Here is a 24,497-nt window from a genome sequence, read left to right as displayed (position 1 = left end):
GATAAGCGGCGGCTACGGCGGCGTGTACGTGCGCTATAGCCTCGGCGATAGAACGAACTTTACCGTTGACGCGGAGATGGCGAACCTTGGCCACGGCGACGAAAAGGAGTTCTTCGGAACACTTGGTCTGGATATAAGCTTCTAAGCAGCAGGCCCTGAAGCCGGGGCAGCTGTTTTAACGGTAATGCAGGGGGCTTTCCTCAGGGAAAGCCCCCTTTGTTTTTTTGGGTTGCCATTCCCGAAAGCTTCGCTATAATATTGGTACGGAGAGTCGCCTTATGCATAAGATATGTCCAAAGTGCCATGCCGAGTTCTATGCGCACGTAGAAAAATGCAACGTGTGCGATGTTCCTCTCGTGTTCCCGGGGCATGAGGAAAATAACGAGGAAACAATCGAGCGCGTTATAGTCACGGAATTTCGCGGAACTACAGGCGAGAATGTCGAGATGGTCGATTTCGAGACCTCGCCGATAGAGATAATCAAGGAGCTTTGCGTCGTGCTCGAGCACGCGAACATTGCGTATAAAGTTGCTGTCGTGAATAACGACGCAAATCTCATAAGGCAGCAAGGCGGCTACCCTGACACGAAGTACACATTATTTGTCGATAAGGCAGCGTGCGATGAGGCAAAAAGGGTCGTTGCCGAGCACTGGGCAGTGTATTATCCGGAGCTTGGCGAGGCCGATGAAAAGGTAAAGCTTGGGCTTTGCCCTGCCTGCGGCGCGCATGCAGGAGGATTGACCGAATGCCCGGACTGCGGACTTAACCTTGCGCCTGGCGGTGAGCCGGGGGGCGGGTGTAATTCGTGCCCGACGTGTTAATCGGCTGCCTGTTGACTAAGCGGCGATTCACTGGTATAGTATTACCATAAAATAACGCTGGGGGTGCCCTGTAGGGGGCTGAGAAATCCGAACAAAGGATTACCCTTCGTACCTGAACCGGATAATACCGGCGTAGGAAAGCGGCCAAAATGCCATATAAATCAAGCTGTTAGCTTAAAAGGCCGACCCCTCCGACGAGGGACGGCCTTTTTGTTTAGGGGTATATATAAAGTGGTGGATGTGAAAAAAATAGAAGAAGCGCTTTGCTTTGCAAGCGCTCCGGATGCCGCAAGGCTTGAGGCCATGCTCGAACGCGCGCTTAAGCTCGAGAGCCTGTCAACCGAGGCATTGGCCTCGCTTCTAAAGATAGAAGACGCCGCTGCGCTGGATATGCTTTGCGCTTACGCGCTTAAGGTAAAGGAAAAGGTCTTTGGCACGAGGATAGTTTTCTTTGCGCCTCTGTATGTCACGAACTTCTGCACAAACGGTTGCGCGTACTGCGGCTTTAACGCGAAGAACTCGGAGCTTGGCAGAAAAGCGCTTACGCCCAAAGAGGCGGTAGCGGAGGCAACGACGCTTGAGAAGATGGGGTTTAAGAGGGTGCTGCTTGTCGCGGGCGAGGATAGAACGGCAGACGTGGAGAAACTTGCCGATACAGTGCGCGAGATATACGCGCACACGGGAATAAGGATAGTCCACGTGAACGCCGCACCCATGACAACCGAAGAATTCAGAGTTCTTAAAAAGGCCGGCGTTGGCGTGTATCAGTCGTTCCAGGAAACGTATCATCCGGAGACCTACGCCAAGATGCACCCAAGCGGCAGGAAAAAAGACTACGCCTTCAGGCTTGGCGCCATGGACAGGGCCATGGCGGCCGGGTTCGAGGACGTCGGCATAGGCGCGCTTCTTGGGCTCTATGACGCGCGTTTCGACGCGCTTGCGGTGATAGAGCATTCGCGCCTTCTTTTCGAAAGGCACGGAGCGCACGCGCATACCATATCCGTGCCGAGGCTAAGGCCCGCAGAGGGCTCGGCCCTTGATAACGAGCATGTGAAAAAATATGCGGTAAGCGACTTTGAACTTAGAAAGATAACTGCGGTGTACAGGCTTGCCGTGCCGACAGCCGGAGTCGTAATATCCACGCGCGAGCCGTCTGCTTTAAGAAACGAGCTCATAAGCGCCGGAGCTTCGCAGTTTAGCGCGGCGTCGAGAACAGACCCGGGCGGCTACGGAGGAGCGGAAAAGGTCATAGAGCAATTTTCAACTAACGACAAGCGGCCGCTCCTCGAGGTTATGGAAGCGGTAATCAGGCGCGGCGCAATGCCCAGCCTCTGCACCATGTGCTACCGCTCGGGCAGGGTGGGGCACGCCTTTGGCGAGACCACCAGGGCGGGAGAGATGGAGAAGTTTTGCAACGCGAACGCGATACTGACATTGAAGGAATACGCGTTGGAGCATCCCTTAAACGGGCTTAGCGGGCTTTTTAGCGGCGCCATAGACAAGGCTGTTAATAGTATAAAGGACGAGACGCTAAAGAAGGCTGTTCTGGAAAAAATCGAGAAGCTTGAAAAAGGCGAAAGAGACATTCATTTTTAGCGATGAAGATAAAATTAAACGGCAAAGAGGAGACGATAGAGAGCGGTCTGACAGTCGAGGGGTTGCTTAAAAGATTTTCCATAGGCGCCGATGCCATAGCCGTTGAAATTAACAGGGAGATAGTGCCAAAGAGGACGCACGCGGCCGTAATCCTAAACGACGGCGATAAGGTCGAGATAGTGAAGATGGTAGGCGGAGGATAAAAAGCAGAGCGGAGGATATGATGAAAGATACTTTTAAAGTAGGAAAATACGAATTTACGTCGCGCCTGATGGTCGGCAGCGGCAAGTACCCGACAAACGAGATAATGAAAAAGGCGCTCGAAGAATCCGGCGCAGAGGTCGTGACCGTTGCCGTGCGCCGCGTTGATATCACCGGTAAGGAGGAATCCTTTCTTACGCACATAGACAGAAAGAAATATACGATACTCCCGAATACCGCCGCCTGCTACACCGCAGACGACGCCATTCGCACCTCCATGCTCGCCAGAGAGGCGCTTGAAACAGAGCTCGTGAAGTTAGAGGTCATAGGAAGCGAGAAAACGCTTTTCCCTGATAATGAGGAACTGCTCGTTGCCGCAAGAAAGCTCGTTAAGGAAGGTTTTACCGTGCTGCCCTATACCAACGACGATCCTATCATGGCGAAGAAGTTGGAAGATATCGGCTGCGCCGCAGTGATGCCGCTTGCCGCGCCCATTGGCAGCGGTCTTGGCATACGGAACCCGTATAATATAAGAATAATACTCGAGACCATTAAGGTGCCGGTTATCGTGGATGCAGGTGTTGGCACTGCTTCCGACGCTGCCATAGCGTTGGAGCTCGGGTGTGACGGCGTTTTGATGAACACGGGCATAGCCGGAGCAAAGGACCCGGTAGCCATGGCTAAAGCCATGCGTTTTGCCGTTGAGGCAGGAAGGCTGGCATATAAAGCGGGCAGGATACCGAGAAAGCTTTACGCAACGGCATCGAGCCCGCTTGGCGGGCTTATAGAATAGGAGAAACGCAGTGCATCCGGTACTTGTAAGTCTTGGCTCCATAGAGATACGCTTCTACGGCCTGATGTATGTCATAGCCATACTGGTCGGAAGCAGGCTCATATTGTCCGAGGTCAAGCGTAAGGAGATAAAGCTAACGCCCGATGACGTGATGAACTTCGTTGTCTGGATGGTGGCCGGAGGTGTAATTGTTGCGCGCATATATTATGTCGCGTTCAACTGGGAGTTCTATTCGAAGTATCTGAAGGAAATCCCTGCCGTGTGGCACGGCGGGCTTGCGATACACGGCGGCATAATTGGCGGGCTTCTTGGCGGGTATCTTTTTTTAAAGAGGAAACAGGTTAAGTTCTGGTCCATGGCCGACTGCGTTGCTCCGGCAGGAATACTCGGGCAGGCGTTCGGACGGTTCGGGAACTTCATGAACGGGGATGCGCACGGCATGCCGACAACGCTTCCATGGGGCGTGGTGTTCCCCGCCGGCAGTATCGCGGGAGACGAGTATCCGGGCATACCGCTTCATCCGGTGATGCTTTATGAGCTTCTTATAAATTTTTCGATATTTCTGTTTTTGTGGCTGAAGATAAGAAAGCAGAACAATTTAAGAAAAGACGGCTTCGTATTCGCGCTCTACATCGCGCTTTATTCGGCAGGACGTCTTTTTGTCGAAACATTCAGGGCCGACAGCCTGATGCTCGGGCCTTTGAAGGCAGCGCAGATAGTTAGCATTGCGCTGATACTGGCGGTAGTGGCGGTAATATTCTGGAAGCGGCTCTGGAAACGGGATGCGGCCTGAGCGAAAGCTTTATTTCATAACCAACGGAATGGCTGATAAAGGCTTTGATACGCTCGGAGTTGTTGAAAAAGCAGTGTTAGCCGGCGTCCGGGCCGTGCAGATAAGGGAAAAGGGGCTTGACGGGGCAAGGTTATTCGAGCTTGCCGTTAAAGTAAAAGCGATTGCCGCCAAGTATGGGGCAAAGGTTTTTGTAAACGATAGAATCGACGTTGCACTTGCTTCTGGCGCGAAGGGAGCGCACCTTGGCGAGGCAGGCATGCCTGTTACGGACGCAAGAAGGATTTGTCCGAAGGGTTTTTTGATAGGCGCGTCCGCGCACAGTGTCGAAGGTGCTTTAAAGGCGGAGGCGGACGGAGCGGATTTCGTAACGCTTGGGCCGGTGTATTTTACGGAGAGTAAGGCCGCGTACGGAAGCCCCATAGGGCTTGAGCCAGTGAAAAAAACTGCGGCTGTTATCAGGATACCGCTTATTGCTATAGGCGGGATAAAGGAAAATAACATAGGTGAAGTAATAAACGCCGGGGCAAGCGGAGTTGCGGTGATATCCGCCATAGCATCGAGCAAAGACCCGGAAAAAAGCGCTAAGCAATTGCTTGGTGCCTTAAACGCTTAACAGGAGAAGAAGAGATGACGCTCATCGAGGCTGCAAAAAGCGGTAATATTACCGAAGAAATAAAGATAACCGCTAAAAAAGAAGGAGTTGATGCGGAAACATTGCGGGCCCGCATAGCAGACGGCACCGCGGTAATCACGCTCAACTCGAAAAGGCGTAAGGCAATCGAGCCGCTTGCCATTGGAAAAGGATTGAGGACAAAGATAAACGCCAACATCGGCACTTCGCAGGACAGGATGGACGTTGCCATGGAGCTTGAAAAGCTAAAGGCAGCGATAGACGCCGGTGCCGACGCTGTGATGGATTTATCTACAGGCGGAGATATCGACGCCATAAGAAAGGCCGTGATGGCTGCCTCCACGATACCGGTTGGCACCGTTCCTGTATACCAGGCTGCCATGGATTCGGCTAAAAAAGGAAAATCGTTTGTAGAGATAGAGAAAGAGGAATTCTTCGATGGAATAGAAAAGCATGCCGAGGATGGTGTTGATTTTATAACCGTGCACTCGGGGCTTACGATGCGCTCTGTGGAGAGACTTAATAAGCAGGGGCGCGTGATGGGCATAGTGTCAAGGGGCGGCGCGCTCACGGCAGAGTGGATGCGTTACAATAAGAAAGAGAACCCGCTTTACGAAGATTTTCCGCGTCTTGTAAAAATCGCGCGTAAGTACGAAATGGTTTTAAGCCTTGGCGACGGTCTTAGGCCAGGGGCCCTTGTTGACGCAACCGATAGGGCGCAAATCGAGGAACTGATGACCCTTGGCGAACTCGCAAAAGAGGCCTTTGATTCCGGCGTGCAGGTGATGATAGAAGGTCCGGGGCACATGCCCATAGATCAGATAGAGGCCAACGTGCTCTTGCAAAAGAAGCTTTGTAACGGAGCGCCGTTTTACGTGCTTGGGCCGCTTGTTACTGACATCGCGCCCGGTTACGACCATATAACGAGCGCCATAGGCGGCGCCATAGCGGCGAGTAAAGGAGTCGATTTCCTCTGCTATGTTACTCCGAGCGAACACCTCGGGCTCCCGGGTGTCGAGGACGTAAGACAGGGCGTGATAGCTTCGAGAATAGCAGCGCATGCCGGGGACGTTGCAAAGGGCGTCAGGGGAGCGATAGAAAAGGATATTGCGCTTAGCAAGGCAAGAAAGGCGCTCGATTGGGAAACACAGATAAGGCTTTCCGTGGACCCCGAAAGAGCGCGTTACGTGCGGTCGAATGCCGCACCTGCGGATACGGAGGTCTGTTCTATGTGCGGCAGCCTCTGCGCCATAAAGATAAACGGTCCGGTAAAGCGTTAGTTCGTCTGTTCGGTCAGTACGCGGTTCTTTCCCGAACCTTTTGCCCTGTATAGGGCCCTGTCCGCGATGTTAACGAGGTCAACGGGTTCAACGATTGTCTTGTGCGGCAAGGCTGCCACACCGATGCTTACCGTTACTTTTTCGTTTATCACGCCGCCGTAGCTGTGTTCTGCAATGGAGGCGCGTATCTTATCGGCCTCTGTCAATGCGCCGTCGAGCGGAGTTTGCGGCAGTATTACCGAGAACTCTTCGCCACCGTACCTGGCAACGAGGTCGCTTTTTCTCACGCATTTTTTTATCAATTCCGACATTCCGGAGAGCACTTTATCGCCGACAAGGTGGCCGTAGCGGTCGTTTATGCCCTTAAAGTTGTCGATGTCTATCATTAAAAGCGAAAGGTTATTCTCGTAGCGCACGGCGCGGTCGAATTCTTCTTCGAGCCTGCCGAAGAAAAAATTGTGGTTGTATAGACCTGTCAGCTGGTCTGTAATTGAGATTTCCCTGAGTATTTCCCGCTCCGTTACGACGGTCTCGAAGAGCCTGGCGTTCCTTATGGCGTTGTACGAGGCGTTTGCGATTATCTGGCAGATGCTTATCTCTTCGGACGAGAATCCTTCGGTAAGACGCCTGGCCCTCAAAAACAGCGTGCCGAGCACTTCCTCGTTGGTTATTATGGGAAGCACGAGAACGCTCATTCCCTTTAGGTCGGAAACAAGCGGTTGGACCCCCGACATTATCGGATCCAGCGCGATGTCGTTTAGCGCAAGAGGCTTTTTAGTCTTCATGACCTGCTGTATCTCGGGATACTTCGAAAGGTCTATCTTTAAGTCCCTCAATTCCGGGTTTTCGTGAGAGGCAAGCACGTAACCGTCGTTGTTAGTCGAGATAAGCACGATGGAGCAGCGTATCGCGCTTGTTATTTCCGCAACCCTGCCGACTATCGTGCTTAAAACCGACGCGGTGTTTAGCGAACTGCCAATCGAGTTCGTTACCTCGAGTACGGCCTTGAGGTTTCTTCTGTCGGCATCGAGACTCTTGTACATGTCAACGAGGCGGATCTGCGCAGCCACCCTGGCAGAGAGCTCGATCTTTATGAACGGCTTGGTTATAAAGTCGTCGGCGCCTTTTAAAAGCGTGTCCGCGATGATGGCTTTGTCGGAAATGGACGATATCATTATGATGGAAGGTCTGTGCGGGAGCTGCATCTCGCGTATGCGCATGCATGCCTCTATGCCGTTCATTATCGGAAGAGAGATGTCGAGGAGAATGACGTCCGGGTGCCAGGAGCGCACAGTTTCGCATGCCTCGAGGCCGGTCCTTGCCTGACGCGTCGAGTGCCCCTCCGAAGCAAGCAGGGCCGCCGACATTTCCACTATCAGAGGGTCGTCGTCGACAATGAGGACTTTTCGTTCTCTCGAGGTTTCCATGGTATAAAAGGCGTCCCCGGTCTTGACAAAAGGACGGCCTTACTTTACTATATTACATTGTCGTGCATCGCCGGCGTAGCTCAGGGGCAGAGCAACTGATTCGTAATCAGTAGGTCGGGAGTTCGATTCTCCCCGCCGGCTCCATTTACGGGAAACCGTCTATCGGGCCTACTTCTTTTCGAGTTTTTCCGAATACTTCGTCTTCATCAACCGGTCGAACATCTTTATGAACGCGTCGTAAGGCAGCGTTCCGGAATTAAGCGTGCCGTCCGGGAACACGATGGCAGGAGTGCCGCTGATGCCGAGGTTCTTGCCGGCCGCCAAATTCGCGTCTATCGTCTTTTTCGAATCGCATTTTGCCGCCTCGAGCGTCTTGCCCTCAAAAGCGTCTTCGAGGAGCTTTACCGATTTCTCGCAGTTTATGGCCAGGGCCTTGTCGTACGCCCCCGGGTGTATGTCAAGCGGGAAGAGAACTATGTAAAAGGCTATGTCCTTGAAATCCTTTGCTATTTTTACGGCCTCGGCGTGGAATTTTCTGCAATACGGGCAGTCCGGGTCCGTAAATATAAAGACCTTGTGCTTGGCCTTTGGGTTGCCGAGTATAAGGGCGTCCTTTGAGGGAATCTTCGATATATCTATCTTGACGTTGCCGCCGAGCGAGGAAAGCGGCGTCATTCTCGCTTCCACTAACATCTTCTTGCCGAAGTCCATATACGCGGTGACTGTGCGCACCGAGGCGTCCTGGGGATTGGTCTGTTCAAGGGTTACTTCCCAGAGCCCGAGTATCTGCGCCGGTTTTACCGATACGACCTTGGCGTTGAATTTTTCTACGGCCAGGAGGCTTGCCGCCTCGTCGATGTTGAGTTTGTGGCACGCGCCGCATTCGGCGACATCCGGAGCGCCGGTTGTCAGGGCGTGGGCCAGGGAAGAATAAGCTGTGAGCATCAGGGTCAGGGTAAACGCAAAAAGAATTCTTTTAAGCACGGTAATAACCTCCTTATGGTGTTAGCGATTTTTAAGACAGGTTTCTTTACTTGAGTCCCAGCACATCCTGCATGTCGTAGAGTCCGTTTGCCTTGTTGTTTAGCCAGATGGCAGCGCGTACGGCTCCGGAGGCGAACGTTGACCTTGTGTGCGCCCTGTGGATTAGTTCTATTCTCTCTCCGGTTCCGGCGAACATGACCGTATGGTCTCCGACTATGTCGCCGCCGCGAACCGTTTGAATCCCTATCTCTTCGGGTTTCCTTTCTCCTATGATGCCTTTTCTTCCGTAGACCGCAACTTCTTCCAGGTTTCTCTTTAGCGCTTCGGCAGCGACCTCGGCAAGACGCATCGCCGTGCCCGAGGGCGCGTCCACCTTGTGGCGGTGGTGGCTCTCGACTATCTCGATGTCGTAGTCAAGCCCGAGCACGCGCGCGGAATCGGCAACGAGCTTAAAGAGCACGTTTACGCCGATACTCATGTTCGGGGAGAGCACGATGCGCGTAGCAGCAGCAGCCTCGCCTATTTTCTCCTTGTGATGGCGTGAAAACCCGGTAGTGCCGATTACGATGCCTTTTTTGAGGCTCGATACAATTTCCAGGTGGCGTAGCGTCGGCTCAGGAGCGCTAAAGTCTATTATAATGTCAGCGTCCTTGAACGCCTTTTCCGGCGAATCGGTTATCTTTACGCCCGTTGCCTCTATTCCGGCTGCTTCGCCGCTGTCTTTACCAACGGCAGCGTGCCCTTCTTTTTCGAGCGCGCCCGCGAGTTTTGCGCTGTTGTTTTGCGTTACTGCGGCTACAAGGGCCTTGCCCATTCTTCCGGCAGCGCCGGTTATCGCTATTTTTACCATTTCTATATTACCTCGCGCGGCCTTTCAAAAGCCCGTAGGCCTTTAGAGCGGCCTTTAGTTTCTTAAGATTCCCGTCTTCGAGCCCCACGAGCGGAAGCCTTAGTTCCGGGCCCATCAAGCCCATAAGCGCAAGCGCTGTTTTTACGGGCACGGGGTTTGTTTCGATGAACATCACGCGGTTTAGCTGCTGAAGCTTATAGTGCAGCTTTCTTGCCTCCGCCATCTTGCCCCTGCAAAACAGGCTACAAAGCGCGACCATGTCCCCTGGCGCGACATTCGATGTGACCGATATCGTGCCGTGCCCGCCAATTGAGAGAAGCGGCAGAGTCGTTGCGTCGTCGCCGGAGAGCACGATAAAGTCCTTTTTCGAGAACTCGATTACGTTGCTTATCTGCTCGAGGTTTCCGGTGGCCTCTTTTATGCCGACGATGTTTTTAAGTTCCGAAAGCCTCGCAACCGTCTCCGGAAGCATGTTTACCCCGGTCCTTCCGGGCACGTTATAAAGGATAAGCGGTATGGTGACCGCTTCTGCTACCGCCTTGTAGTGTTCATAGAGACCGCGCTGCGTTGGCTTGTTATAGTAGGGGGTAGAGAGAAGCGCTGCGTCCGCTCCGGCCCTTTCTGCGTATTTTGTAAGTGTTATGGTCTCGGCTGTCGAGTTCGAGCCTGTGCCGGCGATTACCGGGATCTTTGCGTTCGCAGCCTCGAGCGAGATGTTGATGACGCGGTAGTGTTCTTCATAGGTTAGTGTCGCAGCCTCGCCCGTTGAGCCGCATGGAACGATGCCTGCTATGCCGCTTTTTATCTGAAAGCGAATGAAGTTAGTGAGCGCGTCGGTGTCAACGCGGTTGTTTTTAAACGGCGTTACTATTGCCGTGAAGCATCCTTTGAACATTTCAGGCCACTCCTTTTGTATCCGGTAATTATACCTTTAAATCCGTTAAAGTTCCAGCGTGCCGTCGAACACCTTTACGGCAGGCCCTGTCATGTACACGCGGTTGTCTTTTTCGTTCCAGTGTATGTTCAGATTTCCGCCCTTTAGCTCCATTGTGACACGCCGCTTTGCGAGCCCCAGGAGGTTCGCCGCAACTGCCGCGCCGCACGCCCCTGTGCCGCAGGCCATGGTCTCGCCAGCGCCCCTTTCCCATACGCGCATCTTTATGCGAGCGGGGTTTGTTATTTCTATAAATTCTACATTCGTACGTTTTGGGAAGAACTTGTTTGTTTCGAGGAACGGGCCGTACTTTGTAACCGGATATGAGTCGACGTCCTTTACCGGTATTACGCAGTGCGGGTTGCCCATTGATACGCATGTAATTGAAAATGTCCTGTCCAGCGCCTTAAGCGGCCTTTTCTTTATATGGCCGGAGGCGGTTGTCGGTATGAGTTTGCCTTCGAGTATTGGCTCTCCCATGTCAACGGTAACGAGCTTTCCTGCCTTCCTTGGCCTGATAATGCCGGCAAGGGTTTCTATTTCGAGAACCGGCTTTTTGCTAAGCCCTGTTTCCCATATGTAGTTTGCGAGGCACCTGATGCCATTTCCGCACATCTCAACACGGCTGCCGTCGCTGTTATAGATGTCCATCCTAAAGTCGGCTTTTTTCGAGTTTTTAAGCACGAGCGCCTGGTCAAAGCCAATGCCGAAGTTCCTGTGCCCGAGCTTTTTCATGAGAGCGGGCAGGCTCTTTAAATCTTTTTTTCTCAAGTCCAGCACGATGAAGTCGTTACCCAGGCCGTGCATCTTTGTGAATCTTAGCGTCATGATGCGTTATTTTCCTTTCCTTGCCTTTGCGCCCTTGAATAGCTTTGCAGGTATTACTTCGTTTCGCACAATGTCTTCGAGGGTTTCGCGTTTTCTTATCACGTGAAAGTCTTTGCCATCCACGATTACTTCCGCTGCCCTCGGGCGCGAGTTATAGTTACTAGACATCGAGAAACAGTACGCCCCGGCGCTCATAAGGGCAAGGAGCTCGCCACTTGTTACCTTTGATATTTCTCTGTCGTGGGCAAAGAAGTCGCCGCTCTCGCAGATTGGGCCTACGACGTCTACGACCTCGTCAGGAGCGCTCTTTCTTAAGTCAACGGGCTTTATCGCGTGGTACGAGCCGTAGAGGCTCGGGCGCGGCAGGTCGTTCATCGCGGCGTCGGAGATGACGAATTTCTTAAGGGAGCCCTGTTTTGTGTACACGACGCGCGTTACAAGCACTCCGGCGTTGCCGACGATATTTCTTCCGGGCTCGAATATAAGAGTAACGCCAAGGCCTGCGGTACGTTTAAGTATTTCCGTGCCGTAGTTCGACGGGTGAGGGGCTGCCTCATCCTTATAGGTTATGCCGAGCCCGCCGCCCATGTCCAGGTAGCGTATGTTCGTGCCCGTCTTTCTAAGGCGGTTGATGACGTCCTTTACTTTTTCGAGCGCGTCGCCAAAGGGCGTAAGCTCCGTTATCTGCGAGCCTATATGGCAGTCAACACCCGCCATGTCGAGGTTCTTGTAATTGCTCTTTGCGTAGGCGTACTGCTTTATCGCCTCCTCGGTCTCTATGCCGAACTTGTTTTTCTTTAGACCGGTTGAAATGTAGGGGTGCGTTTTCGGGTTCACGTCCGGATTTATCCTTATCGCCACGGCAACCTTTTTTTTAAGGCGCTTTGCAACGGCGTTTATGGCAGCGAGCTCTTCGGGGCTCTCGGCGTTGAACATGAGAATATTTTTCTTGATTGCGAATTCTATCTCATCAACCTTTTTGCCTACACCCGAAAACACGACCTTCTTCGAATCTCCTCCGGCCTTTACGACCCTGTAGAGCTCTCCCGCGGATACGATGTCAAAGCCGCTTCCTTCTCTTGCAAAGGTCTTGAGGATAGCGATATTGGAGTTTGCCTTGACCGAGTAGCATATAATGTGGGGCGCGGAGCTGAAGGCCTCGGAAAATGCGTTTATGTGGCGCCTTAGCGTTTTAAGGCTGTAGACGAACACGGGCGTGCCTGTCTTTGTTGCAATTTTATCTAGCGCAACGCCTTCGGCATGAAGTTTTTGTCCTTTGTATTCGAAGTGGTGCATCTGTTATTTTCCTCCGTTATCGTTGGTGGTAGTTGCCGGTGTTTCTGCAGCGTTATTTTCAATTGGCGGTTTTGGCGCGGTCTTCTTGCCGCACCCGGATGCGGTTAGGAAAAAAGCCGCTGTCGCCACGGCGCAGACAAAAGAAAATAAAAATCCCTTTACGGCCTTTTTCATAAACCGCGGTCTCAGCCCTTCTTCAGCTTCTTTTTTACTTCCGTAAGGCGTTTTTTAACCGCATTGTAGCCTGTCCCGCCATAAATAACGCGCGAAGTAAGCGAGCTCTCGGCCTTTACCGCGTCTTTTATAGACGCAGAGAAGAGGGGAGAAAACTTTTTCCACTCATCCATTGTAAGGTCTTCGAGAGTTTTGTCTTTTTCTATGCAGTACGCGACTATCTTTCCTGCTACCTCATGCGCGTTTCTAAAGGGCAGCCCCCGTTTGACAAGATAGTCTGCCGCGTCAGTTGCGGTCAAAAACCCCGCAGCAGTAGCCTTACGCATGGCCGCTTTGTTTACGCGCATCTTCTTTATCATAGGAGTAAAGACCGCGAGCACGGCCTTTAGCGTGTCGATTGCGTCGAATAGAGGTTCTTTATCCTCCTGCATGTCTTTATTATATGCAAGCGGAAGCGCCTTCATCGTCGTAAGCACCGAGATAAGCGAGCCGTATACGCGCCCTGTCTTTCCGCGCGCGAGCTCTGCCATGTCCGGGTTCTTCTTTTGCGGCATGATGGATGAGCCGGTAGAGTACTCATCCGATAGCTCGATAAAGCTGAACTCATTCGAGGCCCAGATGATAAGCTCCTCGGAGAGGCGCGAAAGGTGCATCATTATAATAGAAGCGGCTGCAAGGAACTCTATTATGAAGTCGCGGTCCCCGACAGCGTCCATGCTGTTTTCCGTTACGCGCGAGAACTTAAGAAGCCGCGCTGTGTAGAAGCGGTCGAGCTTGTACGGGCTTCCGGCAAGCGCTCCGGAGCCAAGCGGCATCGAGTCGGCGCGTTTGAATACGTCCAGGAGACGCTCCGAGTCGCGGGTAAACATTTCATAGTACGCGAGCATGTGGTGAGCAAGAAGCACGGGCTGCGCTCTTTGAAGGTGCGTGTACCCGGGCATGACCGTGTCCGCGTTCTTTAGCGCAACCTCGTATGTCGCCTGCTTTAGCGAAGTAAGAAGTTTCTGTATCTCTGCTATCTCGTCCTTGAGATACATGCGTATATCGAGTGCTACCTGGTCGTTTCTCGAACGCCCGGTATGGAGCTTTCCGCCAAGCGGGCCTATTTTCTGCGTAAGCCGCGCCTCAACTGCCATGTGTATGTCTTCGTATTCCGCGCCAGGTTTGAATTTACCCGATGCGATTTCAGCCTCAACGGCCTTTAGCCCCGTGATTATGCGCGAGGCCTCCTTTGCCGTAAGCACGCGGGCCTTTTTTAGCGTCATGGCGTGCGCAATCGAGCCGCGTATGTCTTGACGAAAGAGGCGCTTGTCGAAGGCGATGGACGCGTTCAGCTCTTCCGCAATCTTATCGGTCGCGGCCTTGAAGCGTCCTGCCCAGAGTTTTTTATTTTTCGTAGCCATCTTTAGAAAACCTTTTTGTCTATGCCAGTTCTTCGATGAGAGCCGCGAATAAAAGCGGCAACATTATTTCATGATGCCCGATGAGAGCGTACCCCTTGCCGCTTCCGGCGGTAGGGCGTTTCACAACGTTCATCATGGGCCTGTAGTGCCTGACAAAGTCCATGTCAACGGTCGTAAAATCCTTCACTGCCTTTTCTCCGCCCCCGATGTTTCTCGAAAGCGTGAGTGCCTTTAAAAAAACCTCCGGTATAAGCACGGCAGAGCCGATATTTAGAAATACTCCTTTTGACAATGCCTGCACGACCGATGAAAATATCTTAAAGTCGCGCATCGAGCCTTCTCCGGTAAGGCTGCCGTTCATGCTCGGGTGCGCGTGTATGATGTCTGTGCCGAGCGCAACGTGCACGGTTATAGGCACATTCAGCCGTTCGGCAGCGGCGAATATGCTAACATCCTTATTCGGGAACTTCGAGTTCAAAATGAACTCGCCAACCGCTTTACCGAGGCCGTAGCCTTTTTTTACGCCCCTGCCTATGGCGTTGTTTAAAAGCTCGCCTGTTTCCCTGGCCATGCCGAACATGCCGCTTCGTAGTTCTTTGTCCACATCTTCCGAAGTTTGGCCGAGGTACGCAAGCTCGAAGTCGTGTATTATGCACGCGCCATTTGTTGCAACGGCATTTACTATGCCGCGCTCCATGAGCTCGATTATAAGCGGGCTAAGCCCGGTCTTTATCACGTGCGCGCCCATGCCAAGGGCGATGGTGCGTTTATCCCTGTGCGCCCTGGCCATTGCAGCGACAACTGCCTTTAAATCGCTTGCAGCGAGTATTCCTGGCAGCGTGCAGAGAAACTCTTTAAAAGAACAGCCTCCTTTATATATCGCCGCCTTTTTCGATAAAGAGACTTTGCTGCGTCTCTTTTTCACCGAATAGGTGCGTATTTTTTTAAGGTCCAGCGGCTTGAATTTCATGGCTCAGTTTTTCTTGTTGAACAGTATAGTGTCCACGAGCTCGCAGAGCGTGTGCAGTATAACAAGGTGTGTTTCCTGCACCCTTGGTGTCGAGTCAGTCGGCACGTTTAATACTATGTCCGCTTTCTTGGCCATCTTGCCGCCGTCCTTGCCTGTCAGCGCGATGGTCGTTATGCCTATCTTTTTTGCCTCGTCCATGGCCTTTATGACGTTTTGGGAATTGCCGCTTGTTGATATGGCAAGCAGACGTCGCCTTCTTTGCCAAGGGCCTTGACCTGTTTGGCAAATACAAGCGAGAAGTCGTAGTCATTGCCAATTGACGTAAGTATCGACGAGTCTGTCGTTAATGCCAGCGCAGGCAGAGGCGGCCTTTCTATCAGGAAGCGGTTCACGAACTCGGCTGCTATGTGCTGTGCATCCGCTGCGCTTCCGCCGTTTCCCGCGACGATGAGCTTACCTCCGGAGGTGAATGCCGCGGCAATGAGCTCGGCGCACTTTACCAGTCGCGCAACGTTCGCCTTGATAAGGAATTTTTCTTTTGCCTTAATGCTTTCCCTGAATATTTTAAGTGTCAGTTCTTCCATAATATAGTATATGAGATGATAGCCTTTTAGCGCGTTTTATGTCAAGGGGATAACTGTTTAAAAAAGACAGGGAATTCCAGGCGGCAAGGTGTCTTAATTTGCGGCCGGAGCCTGTGCCGGAGCTGTACCTTCGGTTGCCTTGCCTGTGTCGTTGTCTGTTTGCGGTTTCTGGTCTTCGGCTGTTCCTGCGTCTGCCGGGTTTTCTAAAGATTCCTCTTTCGAAGGCGCGGTAGCGTCACCAGTCTTTGCCGGCGTGCCGGGTGTTTCTTCGGTGTCTTCTTCATCCGGAAATCCCTTTTCCCATGCCTCGGCCTCTGCCGCGCCCTTTGCGACGTTCTTTAAGGCAAGCGGGGCCTCGAGCGCTGTTTTGAATGCCTCTTCGGTTATGTGACCGCGTTTTAGCATGCGCTCCAGTATTTGTACTTTCTTTTTCTCTGCATACTTGGGCCGCTTGTACGGGTTATAGTAGACCGGGTTTGGCAGTATCACGGCGAGCACCGCTGCTTCGTCGAGCGTCAGTTCCGAGGGTGTTTTGCCGAAGTAGTAGGCCGAAGCCTCCTTTACGCCGTAAACCCCGGGGCCCCATTCGACGATGTTCAAGTAAAGCTCCATGATGCGCTTTTTGGAAATAGCCTTTTCCATCTTTACGACGAGGTAGGCCTCTTTTATCTTTCTTCCCATTGATTTTTCTCTCGTAAGATAGAGGTTTTTCACGAGTTGCATGGAAATGGTCGATGCGCCCCTTACATAACTCATTTCCTCTATATCGGTCTTTATCGCGTCCCATATCTCGGAAAAATCGAAGCCGTGGTGCGAGTAAAACGAAATGTCCTCGCTCTGAATTATGGCGGTTATGAGGTTTTGCGGCACGTTGTCTATTGGTGTCCACGACGGGTTCTTTGTCCCGACGTCGAAGAGCCGCTCCTTGCCATCTGCTGTCTTGAGCTTTAGCGTTATGCCGGGGCTTTGTTTTTTGAGTTTACTAACGTCCGGCGCCTTTCGCGTCCAGAGGGCAAATGAAATGCCGCCTGCAACCACGAGTATCGCGGTGATTATAATAACGCGCTTAAGCGTTATATGTACACGCGCGCGCGCCCAACCCATTTTTACAGGGGCAGGGAGCGCGTCATATATAATGTTTATTTTGCGTGATATTGCGGCGCGAACGGACATGAAGGGTGTGGCTTATATGAGGAACTTGCCGTTTTTCTGTATGGCCTTGCCGTCTATGTATATGGCCCCGCCCTGGCGTAAATCCTTTATCATGTCCCAGTGTATGGCAGAGACGTTCTTGCCGCCGACCTCTTCGTAGGATTTGCCGACCGCAAGGTGCACGGTGCCGCCGATCTTTTCGTCGAAAAGGATGTCTTTCGTGAACTTCTGTATGCCGTAGTTAAAGCCTATGCCGAGCTCGCCAAGATATCTGCCGCCCTTGTCTGTGTCGAGCATGGCGTTTAGGAATGCCTCGTTCTTATCGGCTCTGGCCTCCACGACCTTGCCTTTCCTGAAGGTAAGGCGTATGCCGGTGACCTCTCTGCCCTGGTATATGGCAGGCATCTCGTAGTAGATTTTACCCTCTGCCGAGTCCTCGATTGGCGACATGAAGGTCTCGCCGTCCGGCATGTTCCTCTCGCCAAAGCAGGGGATGCTCCGCCTGCCCTTGATGTTTAGCGTAAGGTCCGTATCCTTGCCGACTATTCGCACGGTGTTGCCTTTGTCGAGCACGCGCTTGATTTTATTGCCCATGACCTTTGCTTTGTTCCAGTCGATGTTGGTGGCCTTATAAAGGAATTCCTCGTAATCAGGCAGCGTCATGTCCGCTTCCTGCGCAAGGGCGTGTGTGGGGAAGTTCGTTATGACCCAGCGCTTTTTATTTATAATGGTGTCGCGGATTTTTCTGATAATCTTACTTCTCTCTCCCACCTTTGCCGGGTTGACCGTTGACATGGACTTTTTGTTGTACGGCGCAGCGATGCTTATGACGCAATCTATGTTCTCTGCCTCGAACATCTTTATTTTTGGGAAGTTTTGGAGCTGGTCTTTTGTGGCCATGTCGTAGAATATTTTGTTTGCTTCTTCGAACCCGACATTTATAAAAGGATGCGCGCCGGCTTTGAGCGCTTCTTTATATACCTCGAGCGCAAGCGGCTTTGCAAGCTCTGTTCCGGCGTTTATCTGCACGACATCGCCTTTTTTCGCTGTAACCGAGTGGTTAACGAGTATGGATGCGAGCTTTTTTATCTTTGGGTCGGTCATTTTGTGTGGTCTCCTCTGTATTCGTTTTATATCAGGGCTAGTATTTCGCCCCTTGCCGCGTGTTTTTTTCCGTAAGCAGCTTTTCGATTTTATTTTTGACCTTTAGTTTTTCAAGCCCCCATAGCGGCGAAACGAGGAGCTCTTTTTTAGTGTCCCCGGAAAGCCTGTGTATTACCGTTGACGCAGGGAGCAGTTCAAGGGATTCTACCACTATTTCGGCGTATTCATCAAGGGAAAGAGTTTTGATTCTGCCGCACTCGTACTTCGCTGCAAACAGCGTATCTTTTACAATGTCCAATTGATGCAACTTTATGCCCCAGATGCCGCGACGAGCAAGAAACCTTACTGATTTGAGCATGGTCTCTTTGTCCTCGCCAGGAAGGCCCAATATTACATGGCCGCAGACATCGAGGTTCCTTTTTACGGCCTTTTTTAGCGCGTCATCGAAATCTTTTTGCGTATGGCCGCGGTTTATGGCCTTGAGGGTTGCGTCGTTTGAGCTCTGGAGCCCCATCTCCAGCCATACGGGCTTTGTTTTGCGGATGTCTTCCAATATATCGAGAGCGCTGTCTTCAAGACAATCGGGCCTGGTGGATACAGCCACGATGCGCACCTTTGGATGTGTTGCAGCTTCGAGGTAAAGTTTTTTAAGTGTGTCGGCGTCTTTGTATGTATTGGTGTTTACCTGAAAGTAGGCAATGACCCCGGGCGCTGTTTTTTCCCCAAGCCTTGCTATTCCGTTATTGATTTGTTCGGTTATGGCGAGTTTTTGCGAGTTATCCTCGAACCTTAGCGTGTCGGCATTGCAGTACGCGCAGCCGCCCGTAGTAATCGTTCCGTCGCGCGTTGGGCAGGTAAAACCCGCGTCTATGGAGACCTTTCTTAGTGCCGCGCCGTAGGTCTCTTTCAGATACGACGACAGCGAGTAATACCGCTCGGTACTTTTCATTTGGCAAATACCCGGTATTTTTTTATGAACGCAGCCGGCTTCAGGCTCTCCTTTGCCTGTCTTAGCCCCTCAAGCCCCAGGTCCTGCTCCCTGTTTATGTAGACGTATTTTTCCGGAAGAAGTGAAGCAAAGCTCCGGGCAACGTACTGAAAAATCCCCGTGTACTTGTGCGCTGCTTTTTCAAAGTGTACGACGAATGTGTCGCCAGCGTGAAGTTCTTCGCCAAGCGTATAGGCTGCTGCCTTGTTGTTTATATAATAGACCGCGCCGCAAAGGGATAGTTCCTCCATAAGAAGGAGACCTTCTTTTGCCGCCTCGTAGTCCCCGAGAGTGTCCTTTTCGCCCTTCCAGAGCTCAAGCACCGAGAGGGCGTCCTTTATGCGGTCATTGGTTAGCGGCAGGCACTCGGGCGAGTGCTCGGAAAGGAACTTTTTTACCCGGTTTTTCTTCTTATAGTATTTCTTGCCGGCAAGCGAGGCCATCTCGTCCCTCTTATAAAGGTAGTCGAAATTGTCGCGGTCTTCTTTTATAGCGTAGCCGAGCAGGCTTAGGCGCGTTGCCTTTTCCTCTGAAACGCATTTCATGGATAAGTGCTTCTCGAAGAGCTTATCGAGTGTGCCTTTATCCGGCAGCTCGAAGGGCAGCATGAAGAACTTTTTGCCGAGGTCAGAGCCTGTTATTATGAGGTTGTCGCCTTCAAGGGCGCTTATTTTATAGTTATGGATCTTTCTGAAAAGGTATAGGTTCGCAAACGAGTGCTCGGACACGCCGTCCCTTAGGCTTGCCAGGCGGCTTTTCAACGTATCCTTCATTTGAACGGTCAGTTCCGAGGAATCCGGGTATTTTTTGATGGTTGTCATTATGGTCGGTCATTATAGTATAGCATCAAGGGGCGGTATTTTCCACGGCCAAAGGCCGTGTACCCGTTCCTAACGTTCCGTAATATAAAAGAAATCGAGAATTTTCATTTATCGTCTTGACAATAAAACCCATAGAGTTATAATTAACCAGTTGGTTTCATGTCACAAAACAATCTATCTAAGGAGGTTTGGCACATGAAAAAGTATTTGGTAGCAGCAGCGGCAGCAGCAGTTGTATTCGGTATGTCGGCAAGTGACGCAAAGGCAGCAAATGCAGCAGCGCAGTCCAACACGGGTTGCGGTCTCGGAGCGGTCCTTATCCAGAATAACGATTCACTCCTTGCCCAGCTCGCGATGACGCTTCTTAACGGCACCTGCGGCAACGGCACCTTTGGCATCACCTCCGGCACCTCGAACTGCAAAAAGGCTGACAAGATAGCCTCCAATGAGGTCAACACCTTCGTTGCCTCGAACATGGACAACCTCGCTTCCGACATCGCAATGGGTTCGGGCGAGAGCCTTTCCACACTCGCGGAGCTTATGAACGTACCGACCGCAGAGAGAGGCGAGTTCTTCGCAACACTTCAGTCCAACTTCTCGAACATCTACACCTCCGAGAACGTTGAAGCTGCCGACGTAATCGACAACATCGTTGCGGTTACCAAGGGCTAATTAAGGCACGGAACAGATACCATTGAAGCATCTTCTCAGGGGATACGCGATATTTTCACGGCGCGTATCCCTCTTTTTTTGCCTTATTCTGGCTGTTTTGATATTTCCTTCCGTTTGTTTTTCAGACGAAAATCCATACGCAGCAGAGCTTAAAAAGGCGGCTTCGGAGAAAAAGCTTGCCCAGAGCAGGACATGGGAAGTCCTTTTGCACTATAAGCCCGTGCGCGGCGGCGTGGAGAGCCTTGTTGACGACCCGTTCTTTTTTCTTGCCCTCGGAGGCAAGAGAAACCCGGAGGTAGAGCTTAACGCAACCATAGACGCGCTTTTCGACGCCTCGACCGATGAGAAAACAAACCCGAGGTGTCGATTCGTTGCCAGACACGAGTGGCTTATAAAAGAACTTTCCATCGATGTATCGAAACTGCCTGCGATAAACTGCGCCATGTTCAACGAGGCCATGCGCAATATAAATCCCAAGAGCGCGGCCCTGGTGTTTTCGGCCGCTCATATAAACGCGCCGGCTTCGATGTTTGGCCATACATTTTTGAGAATAGATTCGGATAAGGAAAGTAAGCTCGTGTCCTTTGCGGCCAATTATGCCGCGCTCCCGACCGACACAAACGGCCTTATCTACGCCTTTAAAGGCGTCTTCGGTTATTATCAGGGCTTTTATTCCATCCTGCCGTATTATACGAAGGTGCAGGAGTATAACGACATGGACCAGCGCGACATGTGGGAATATAAACTCGATCTCACGGAGGCCGAGGTGAGGATGATGGTGTATCATCTCTGGGAGATGAAGGACCTGTATACATATTATTATTTCTTCGACGAGAACTGTTCATACACCATTATGTTCGCTATGGAGGCCGCGAGGCCGGAGCTTAGGCTTACAGACGGTTTCGGATTCTCCGTTATTCCGGTTGATACGCTAAGAAAAATACGCGATTCCGGCATAATAAAGGAGGTCGAGTACCGTCCGTCGAGATCCTCCAAAATACGTCATGTCGCTTCGCTTGTTGGCCGCAGCGGTTCCAAAACGGCCATTGCCGTGGCGAAAAAAGAGATAGAGCCGGAAAGCGTGCTGTCGTCTGGCATCCCGGCAACCGAGAAGATAGAAATACTCGACCTTGCGGCGGAATATTCGCAGTACCGTTATACAAAGGAAAAGATGGAAAAGGGCGAGTTTCAGAGGCGTTTTCTCGCTATCCTCAAGGCGCGCGGAACGATTGCCGAAAAAAGCGAGAACGTGTATTCGGTGCCAACGCCTGCCGGGCCCGAGGCAGGGCACCGTTCAAAAAGTTTCTCGCTTGGCATTGGCACTGATTCCGGCCGTTTTTACGAGGAGATAAGGCTTCGTCCAGCGTACCATAACCTCCTTGACCCAAAGGAAGGCTTCATAGACGGCTCACAGATAGAGTTTTTCAGCCTCGGCGCCAGGCATTATCCGGAGAGAAATAACGGGGAGCTCGAGTACTTCGACTTTTTAAATATTCTTTCGTTAACCCCGCGCGACATATTCTTTAAGCCGCTTTCCTGGAAGGTTAGGACCGGGTTTGTTCAACGGATATTCCCGGACAAGGACGACCACCTGGTGTACAGGACCTCTGCCGGGGCAGGGTATGTGGCCGGTTTCGGCGCCCTTAGGCCGTATGTTACAGTTGACGGCATGTTCGATATCAGCGGCAGGCTCGAAGATAGTTATGCCCTTGGCGGCGGAGCGACCCTCGGGTTTCTTTTAAGCCCGGCGGGCAGGTACTCGGCGCATCTATATGTGCGGGCAACGAGCTTTGCCTTTGGCGATACGCATAAGACCTACGAGGCCGCGCTCTTGCAAAGCGTCAAGCTTTCGCAAAACAATTCTCTTATGCTGGAAGTAAAAAGGGAGCGCACCTTCGGCATCTACTCAACCGATGCCGCGCTTACCTGGCGTTATTTCTTCGATTTTATCTGAGCCCTGTCCGGTTTTACTATAAGGGTTTTGTATTCGGTTACAGTAACCATTCCGGGCTTTGCGCCCTTGGGCTTCTTTACGTGCCTTACGCTTGCGCATATTACCTCGAGCTTTGTCGACGCAGATGCCTTAGAGGAGGAGGCCGCGGTTACGGCTGCTTCGTGGATGGCTTTTTCACTCGGAGGCTTTGCGCGCCCCTTTGATTTCAGAACAACGTGCGCTCCGGCAATCCCTTTTGCGTGAAACCATAGGTCTTCGTCAGATGCGTATTCCTTTATAAGCAGGTCGTTTCCTTTCGAGCTCTTTCCTATAAGAAGTGTAAAACCGTCCGAGGTCTTTTCCTGGCGTATGGGCAGCGAGGCCTCTTTCTTCCTTACGCCAGGAGTTTCTTCCTTTTTCATGTATCCGGCGGCGATGAGCTTTTTCTCCAGCGTCAGAGCGTCTTTTTCGGTGTTTATTGCCGCGCATTCTTTGGTAAGATTTTCAAGTTTTAGAATCTCAGCCTCGACCTCCGGGATGCTCCTTTCAAGAAGTTTTAGCGCGGTTGCGGCTTTTTTGGCGCGTTTATAGTATTTGGCCGCGTTTTCCGAGGCAGAGAGCGTCGGGTCGAGCTTTACCAAGACTTCGTTATTAGTATCCGAATATATATCGGCAAGCAAAGCCTCGTGCATGCCTTTTTTGAGTTTATGAAGGTTGGCCGATATTATGTCGCCTGTTTTGGAGGATAGCAGGTCTTTGTTGGCGGCAGTTTTGTCGTTAAGCCTGTTTTCGAGCTTTCGCTTTGCGTGCTTTGCCGCGCCCGATATCGCGCCAAGAAGCTTTTTTTTGAGCGTTAAAAATCTCTCCTTTTCCTCGGCTGCGGAAAAATATTTTTCAACTGCTTCGTTCCATGTTTCGTTGTCCGCTGGTTCGATTTTCGGTGCGGACTCTTTTAATATCTCTTGTTTGGGAAGAGCGGCAAGAGTTATTCCTGGCATTACAGCTCGCACCGACGTCTCCGGCGCGAAGATTCTTAGCGCATCGACAATAACCCCTTTATTGTCGAGTAAAATGATGTTCGAGGATTTCCCGGTAAGCTCCATTACGAGCGTGAAGGCATTGTCGCCGAGAGCGATTTTGGCTATGCGTTCGTCTGGTTTTTGGCGTATTTCCGTGATTCTTAGTCCTTCTATCCTGCTCCTAAGAAGCGCGCAAAAGCGCGGCGGGGTTGCCGGGTTCTCGCGCTTTTCCGTAAATAGATTAAGGCGCGAAAAAAGAGGATGCGTGGATACAAGTAGCGTCCTCTGGCCGCGCCGCGTCATGAGCCTTAGCAGCACGGTCTTGTCGTCGGGCTGGTGCACGGAACTTACAAGTGAGCCGTCGAGTTGTGGCCATAGTTCTTCGATTATTTTAGAGAGAAGGAGCGGCGTCATTTAACGATTGTAGCAGAGGCCGGGCAAGGCGGCAAACTAAAACACCGGCGGCTAAGATAAAAGTCTGCGGCCGTTTTCGGAAAAGATAGGGAATTGCTTTACGCCGATGCGGTTTAAAAAGAACTTGAAGGATGTCGAAAGTACGCCGAGGCCGTAGATAACGCTTCTTGAAAAACTTATGGACGATGCCTCGTCGAAGTATTTTGTGGGGCAGCTTATCTCGCCGATGCGAAAGTTGAAAAAGGCCGCCTGCGCCAGCATTTCGTTGTCGAAGACGAAATCGTTCGAATTCTCGGTGAGCGGGAGTTTAAGGAGTACGTCCTTTGAAAAAGCCCTGTACCCGGTGTGGTATTCCGACAGTTTCAGTCCAAGCAGCAGGTTCTCTGTAAACGTAAGAAACCGGTTGGCGATGTACTTGTAGACCGGCATGCCGCCTTTGATGGCGCTTTTGCCGAGAATCCTAGATCCCAGCACCACGTCGTAGTGTCCGGACACTATCATGGCGGCCATTGCGGTGATGAGTTTTGGCGTGTACTGGTAGTCCGGGTGCACCATGACCACTATGTCGGCGCCGAGGGAAAGGGCGGCCTTGTAGCAGGTTTTCTGGTTTGCGCCGTAGCCCATGTTTTTTTCATGGACAATGACGTGCCTTATGCCGAGAGTTTTTGCGACAGCCACGGTTTTGTCCGCGCTGCCGTCATCGACGAGGATTACCTCGTCGACGATGTCGAGAGGGATTTCCCTGTACGTTGCCTCGAGGGTTTTTTCGGCCTTGTATGCCGGAAGCACAACGGCTATTTTTTGTTCACGGAGCATTGGAGTTTTAGCA

24 protein-coding genes, 1 tRNA gene, 1 pseudogene and 1 riboswitch are annotated in these 24,497 nt (G+C 51.8%); of the genes and pseudogenes, 10 read left to right on the top strand and 16 right to left on the bottom strand.

Annotation, left to right across the window (positions count from 1 at the left end):
* Positions 1 to 278: 278 nt before the first annotated feature.
* From OEV59_04080 to thiC, 7 genes are all read left to right on the top strand, one after another.
* Positions 279 to 821, top strand: a complete 543-nt coding sequence (locus OEV59_04080) for a hypothetical protein (GenBank protein MDH4226919.1) — start codon at positions 279 to 281, stop codon at positions 819 to 821.
* 49 nt (positions 822 to 870) lie between these two features.
* Positions 871 to 977: riboswitch (TPP riboswitch) on the top strand.
* Between the two features lie 78 nt (positions 978 to 1,055).
* The gene (gene hydG, locus OEV59_04075; protein ID MDH4226918.1) at positions 1,056 to 2,417 is read left to right on the top strand and encodes a [FeFe] hydrogenase H-cluster radical SAM maturase HydG; all 1,362 of its coding nucleotides are present in this window, start codon (positions 1,056 to 1,058) and stop codon (positions 2,415 to 2,417) included.
* A 2-nt stretch (positions 2,418 to 2,419) separates the two neighbouring features.
* Positions 2,420 to 2,620, top strand: coding sequence for a sulfur carrier protein ThiS (gene thiS, locus OEV59_04070; GenBank protein ID MDH4226917.1), 201 nt, complete (start codon positions 2,420 to 2,422; stop codon positions 2,618 to 2,620).
* A 20-nt stretch (positions 2,621 to 2,640) separates the two neighbouring features.
* Positions 2,641 to 3,411 (top strand): thiazole synthase, encoded by a 771-nt coding sequence (locus OEV59_04065; protein ID MDH4226916.1) that lies wholly within the window; start codon positions 2,641 to 2,643, stop codon positions 3,409 to 3,411.
* A gap of 10 nt (positions 3,412 to 3,421) precedes the next feature.
* Positions 3,422 to 4,204 carry a prolipoprotein diacylglyceryl transferase gene (lgt, locus tag OEV59_04060; protein MDH4226915.1) on the top strand — a complete coding sequence of 261 codons (783 nt, stop codon included), beginning with the start codon at positions 3,422 to 3,424 and terminating at the stop codon, positions 4,202 to 4,204.
* On the top strand, positions 4,194 to 4,817 hold the full coding sequence (gene thiE, locus OEV59_04055; GenBank protein MDH4226914.1) for a thiamine phosphate synthase: 624 nt from the start codon (positions 4,194 to 4,196) through the stop codon (positions 4,815 to 4,817). Before lgt ends, thiE begins: the two co-directional genes overlap by 11 nt.
* 14 nt (positions 4,818 to 4,831) lie before the next feature.
* Entirely contained in the window at positions 4,832 to 6,115 is a 1,284-nt protein-coding gene (gene thiC / locus OEV59_04050; GenBank protein MDH4226913.1) for a phosphomethylpyrimidine synthase ThiC, read from the top strand.
* Here the strand turns inward: thiC and OEV59_04045 are convergent.
* Entirely contained in the window at positions 6,112 to 7,542 is a 1,431-nt protein-coding gene (locus tag OEV59_04045) for a diguanylate cyclase (GenBank protein MDH4226912.1), read from the bottom strand. The genes thiC and OEV59_04045 overlap by 4 nt on opposite strands.
* 69 nt (positions 7,543 to 7,611) lie before the next feature.
* Between OEV59_04045 and OEV59_04040 the strand changes: the two genes are divergently transcribed.
* Positions 7,612 to 7,686: transfer RNA gene (locus OEV59_04040), tRNA-Thr, on the top strand.
* A gap of 24 nt (positions 7,687 to 7,710) precedes the next feature.
* Here the strand turns inward: OEV59_04040 and OEV59_04035 are convergent.
* From OEV59_04035 to OEV59_03975, 13 genes and pseudogenes are all read right to left on the bottom strand, one after another.
* Positions 7,711 to 8,526 (bottom strand): DsbC family protein, encoded by an 816-nt coding sequence (locus tag OEV59_04035; protein ID MDH4226911.1) that lies wholly within the window; start codon positions 8,524 to 8,526, stop codon positions 7,711 to 7,713.
* A gap of 46 nt (positions 8,527 to 8,572) precedes the next feature.
* Complete coding sequence (gene dapB, locus OEV59_04030) at positions 8,573 to 9,376, bottom strand: 4-hydroxy-tetrahydrodipicolinate reductase (protein MDH4226910.1); 804 nt, start codon at positions 9,374 to 9,376, stop codon at positions 8,573 to 8,575.
* Positions 9,377 to 9,383: 7 nt separating this feature from the next.
* Positions 9,384 to 10,271, bottom strand: coding sequence for a 4-hydroxy-tetrahydrodipicolinate synthase (gene dapA, locus OEV59_04025; protein ID MDH4226909.1), 888 nt, complete (start codon positions 10,269 to 10,271; stop codon positions 9,384 to 9,386).
* 45 nt (positions 10,272 to 10,316) lie between these two features.
* Positions 10,317 to 11,138 (bottom strand): diaminopimelate epimerase, encoded by an 822-nt coding sequence (dapF, locus tag OEV59_04020; GenBank protein MDH4226908.1) that lies wholly within the window; start codon positions 11,136 to 11,138, stop codon positions 10,317 to 10,319.
* Between the two features lie 6 nt (positions 11,139 to 11,144).
* A complete protein-coding gene (lysA, locus tag OEV59_04015; protein ID MDH4226907.1) occupies positions 11,145 to 12,434 on the bottom strand; it encodes a diaminopimelate decarboxylase in 1,290 nt (429 codons plus the stop codon).
* Between the two features lie 3 nt (positions 12,435 to 12,437).
* Positions 12,438 to 12,608 carry a hypothetical protein gene (locus OEV59_04010; protein ID MDH4226906.1) on the bottom strand — a complete coding sequence of 57 codons (171 nt, stop codon included), beginning with the start codon at positions 12,606 to 12,608 and terminating at the stop codon, positions 12,438 to 12,440.
* 11 nt (positions 12,609 to 12,619) lie between these two features.
* A complete protein-coding gene (gene argH / locus OEV59_04005) occupies positions 12,620 to 14,011 on the bottom strand; it encodes an argininosuccinate lyase (protein ID MDH4226905.1) in 1,392 nt (463 codons plus the stop codon).
* A 19-nt stretch (positions 14,012 to 14,030) separates the two neighbouring features.
* Positions 14,031 to 14,981 (bottom strand): deoxyhypusine synthase family protein, encoded by a 951-nt coding sequence (locus OEV59_04000; protein ID MDH4226904.1) that lies wholly within the window; start codon positions 14,979 to 14,981, stop codon positions 14,031 to 14,033.
* A 3-nt stretch (positions 14,982 to 14,984) separates the two neighbouring features.
* A pseudogene (locus OEV59_03995) lies at positions 14,985 to 15,565 on the bottom strand (D-sedoheptulose 7-phosphate isomerase).
* 93 nt (positions 15,566 to 15,658) lie between these two features.
* A complete protein-coding gene (mtgA, locus tag OEV59_03990) occupies positions 15,659 to 16,669 on the bottom strand; it encodes a monofunctional biosynthetic peptidoglycan transglycosylase (protein ID MDH4226903.1) in 1,011 nt (336 codons plus the stop codon).
* An 81-nt stretch (positions 16,670 to 16,750) separates the two neighbouring features.
* Positions 16,751 to 17,821, bottom strand: a complete 1,071-nt coding sequence (locus OEV59_03985) for an aminopeptidase (protein MDH4226902.1) — start codon at positions 17,819 to 17,821, stop codon at positions 16,751 to 16,753.
* A 37-nt stretch (positions 17,822 to 17,858) separates the two neighbouring features.
* On the bottom strand, positions 17,859 to 18,770 hold the full coding sequence (locus tag OEV59_03980) for a TIGR01212 family radical SAM protein (protein ID MDH4226901.1): 912 nt from the start codon (positions 18,768 to 18,770) through the stop codon (positions 17,859 to 17,861).
* Entirely contained in the window at positions 18,767 to 19,630 is an 864-nt protein-coding gene (locus OEV59_03975) for a phosphatidylglycerol lysyltransferase domain-containing protein (GenBank protein ID MDH4226900.1), read from the bottom strand. The genes OEV59_03980 and OEV59_03975 overlap by 4 nt, the downstream gene beginning before the upstream one ends.
* A gap of 195 nt (positions 19,631 to 19,825) precedes the next feature.
* Between OEV59_03975 and OEV59_03970 the strand changes: the two genes are divergently transcribed.
* Positions 19,826 to 20,302, top strand: a complete 477-nt coding sequence (locus OEV59_03970) for a DUF3015 domain-containing protein (GenBank protein ID MDH4226899.1) — start codon at positions 19,826 to 19,828, stop codon at positions 20,300 to 20,302.
* 97 nt (positions 20,303 to 20,399) lie between these two features.
* Positions 20,400 to 22,256, top strand: coding sequence for a DUF4105 domain-containing protein (locus tag OEV59_03965; GenBank protein ID MDH4226898.1), 1,857 nt, complete (start codon positions 20,400 to 20,402; stop codon positions 22,254 to 22,256).
* Here OEV59_03965 and OEV59_03960 read toward each other — a convergent pair.
* Both OEV59_03960 and OEV59_03955 read right to left on the bottom strand, forming a co-directional pair.
* Positions 22,235 to 23,668, bottom strand: coding sequence for an NFACT family protein (locus tag OEV59_03960; protein MDH4226897.1), 1,434 nt, complete (start codon positions 23,666 to 23,668; stop codon positions 22,235 to 22,237). The two genes, OEV59_03965 and OEV59_03960, sit on opposite strands and share 22 nt — an antisense overlap.
* 51 nt (positions 23,669 to 23,719) lie before the next feature.
* Positions 23,720 to 24,484 (bottom strand): glycosyltransferase family 2 protein, encoded by a 765-nt coding sequence (locus OEV59_03955; GenBank protein ID MDH4226896.1) that lies wholly within the window; start codon positions 24,482 to 24,484, stop codon positions 23,720 to 23,722.
* Between the last annotated feature and the right edge of the window lie 13 nt (positions 24,485 to 24,497).

This window comes from Deltaproteobacteria bacterium, from assembly GCA_029858205.1.
In the GTDB taxonomy this organism is placed as follows: Bacteria; Desulfobacterota; GWC2-55-46; order GWC2-55-46; family DRQE01; genus JAOUFM01.
Note: the sequence above shows the minus strand (reverse complement) of the source record. Positions and strands in the feature narration are given on the sequence as shown.

Excerpts from the sequence above, each read along its gene's own strand:
- OEV59_04080 (MDH4226919.1), top strand. The coding sequence starts at position 279 with ATGCATAAGATATGTCCAAAGTGCCATGCCGAGTTCTATGCGCACGTA.
- thiS (MDH4226917.1), top strand. The coding sequence starts at position 2,420 with ATGAAGATAAAATTAAACGGCAAAGAGGAGACGATAGAGAGCGGTCTG.
- OEV59_04065 (MDH4226916.1), top strand. The coding sequence starts at position 2,641 with ATGAAAGATACTTTTAAAGTAGGAAAATACGAATTTACGTCGCGCCTG.
- thiE (MDH4226914.1), top strand. The coding sequence starts at position 4,194 with ATGCGGCCTGAGCGAAAGCTTTATTTCATAACCAACGGAATGGCTGAT.
- thiC (MDH4226913.1), top strand. The coding sequence starts at position 4,832 with ATGACGCTCATCGAGGCTGCAAAAAGCGGTAATATTACCGAAGAAATA.
- OEV59_04045 (MDH4226912.1), bottom strand. The coding sequence starts at position 7,542 with ATGGAAACCTCGAGAGAACGAAAAGTCCTCATTGTCGACGACGACCCT.
- dapB (MDH4226910.1), bottom strand. The coding sequence starts at position 9,376 with ATGGTAAAAATAGCGATAACCGGCGCTGCCGGAAGAATGGGCAAGGCC.
- dapA (MDH4226909.1), bottom strand. The coding sequence starts at position 10,271 with ATGTTCAAAGGATGCTTCACGGCAATAGTAACGCCGTTTAAAAACAAC.
- dapF (MDH4226908.1), bottom strand. The coding sequence starts at position 11,138 with ATGACGCTAAGATTCACAAAGATGCACGGCCTGGGTAACGACTTCATC.
- lysA (MDH4226907.1), bottom strand. The coding sequence starts at position 12,434 with ATGCACCACTTCGAATACAAAGGACAAAAACTTCATGCCGAAGGCGTT.
- OEV59_04010 (MDH4226906.1), bottom strand. The coding sequence starts at position 12,608 with ATGAAAAAGGCCGTAAAGGGATTTTTATTTTCTTTTGTCTGCGCCGTG.
- argH (MDH4226905.1), bottom strand. The coding sequence starts at position 14,011 with ATGGCTACGAAAAATAAAAAACTCTGGGCAGGACGCTTCAAGGCCGCG.
- OEV59_04000 (MDH4226904.1), bottom strand. The coding sequence starts at position 14,981 with ATGAAATTCAAGCCGCTGGACCTTAAAAAAATACGCACCTATTCGGTG.
- mtgA (MDH4226903.1), bottom strand. The coding sequence starts at position 16,669 with ATGGGTTGGGCGCGCGCGCGTGTACATATAACGCTTAAGCGCGTTATT.
- OEV59_03985 (MDH4226902.1), bottom strand. The coding sequence starts at position 17,821 with ATGACCGACCCAAAGATAAAAAAGCTCGCATCCATACTCGTTAACCAC.
- OEV59_03980 (MDH4226901.1), bottom strand. The coding sequence starts at position 18,770 with ATGAAAAGTACCGAGCGGTATTACTCGCTGTCGTCGTATCTGAAAGAG.
- OEV59_03975 (MDH4226900.1), bottom strand. The coding sequence starts at position 19,630 with ATGACAACCATCAAAAAATACCCGGATTCCTCGGAACTGACCGTTCAA.
- OEV59_03970 (MDH4226899.1), top strand. The coding sequence starts at position 19,826 with ATGAAAAAGTATTTGGTAGCAGCAGCGGCAGCAGCAGTTGTATTCGGT.
- OEV59_03960 (MDH4226897.1), bottom strand. The coding sequence starts at position 23,668 with ATGACGCCGCTCCTTCTCTCTAAAATAATCGAAGAACTATGGCCACAA.
- OEV59_03955 (MDH4226896.1), bottom strand. The coding sequence starts at position 24,484 with ATGCTCCGTGAACAAAAAATAGCCGTTGTGCTTCCGGCATACAAGGCC.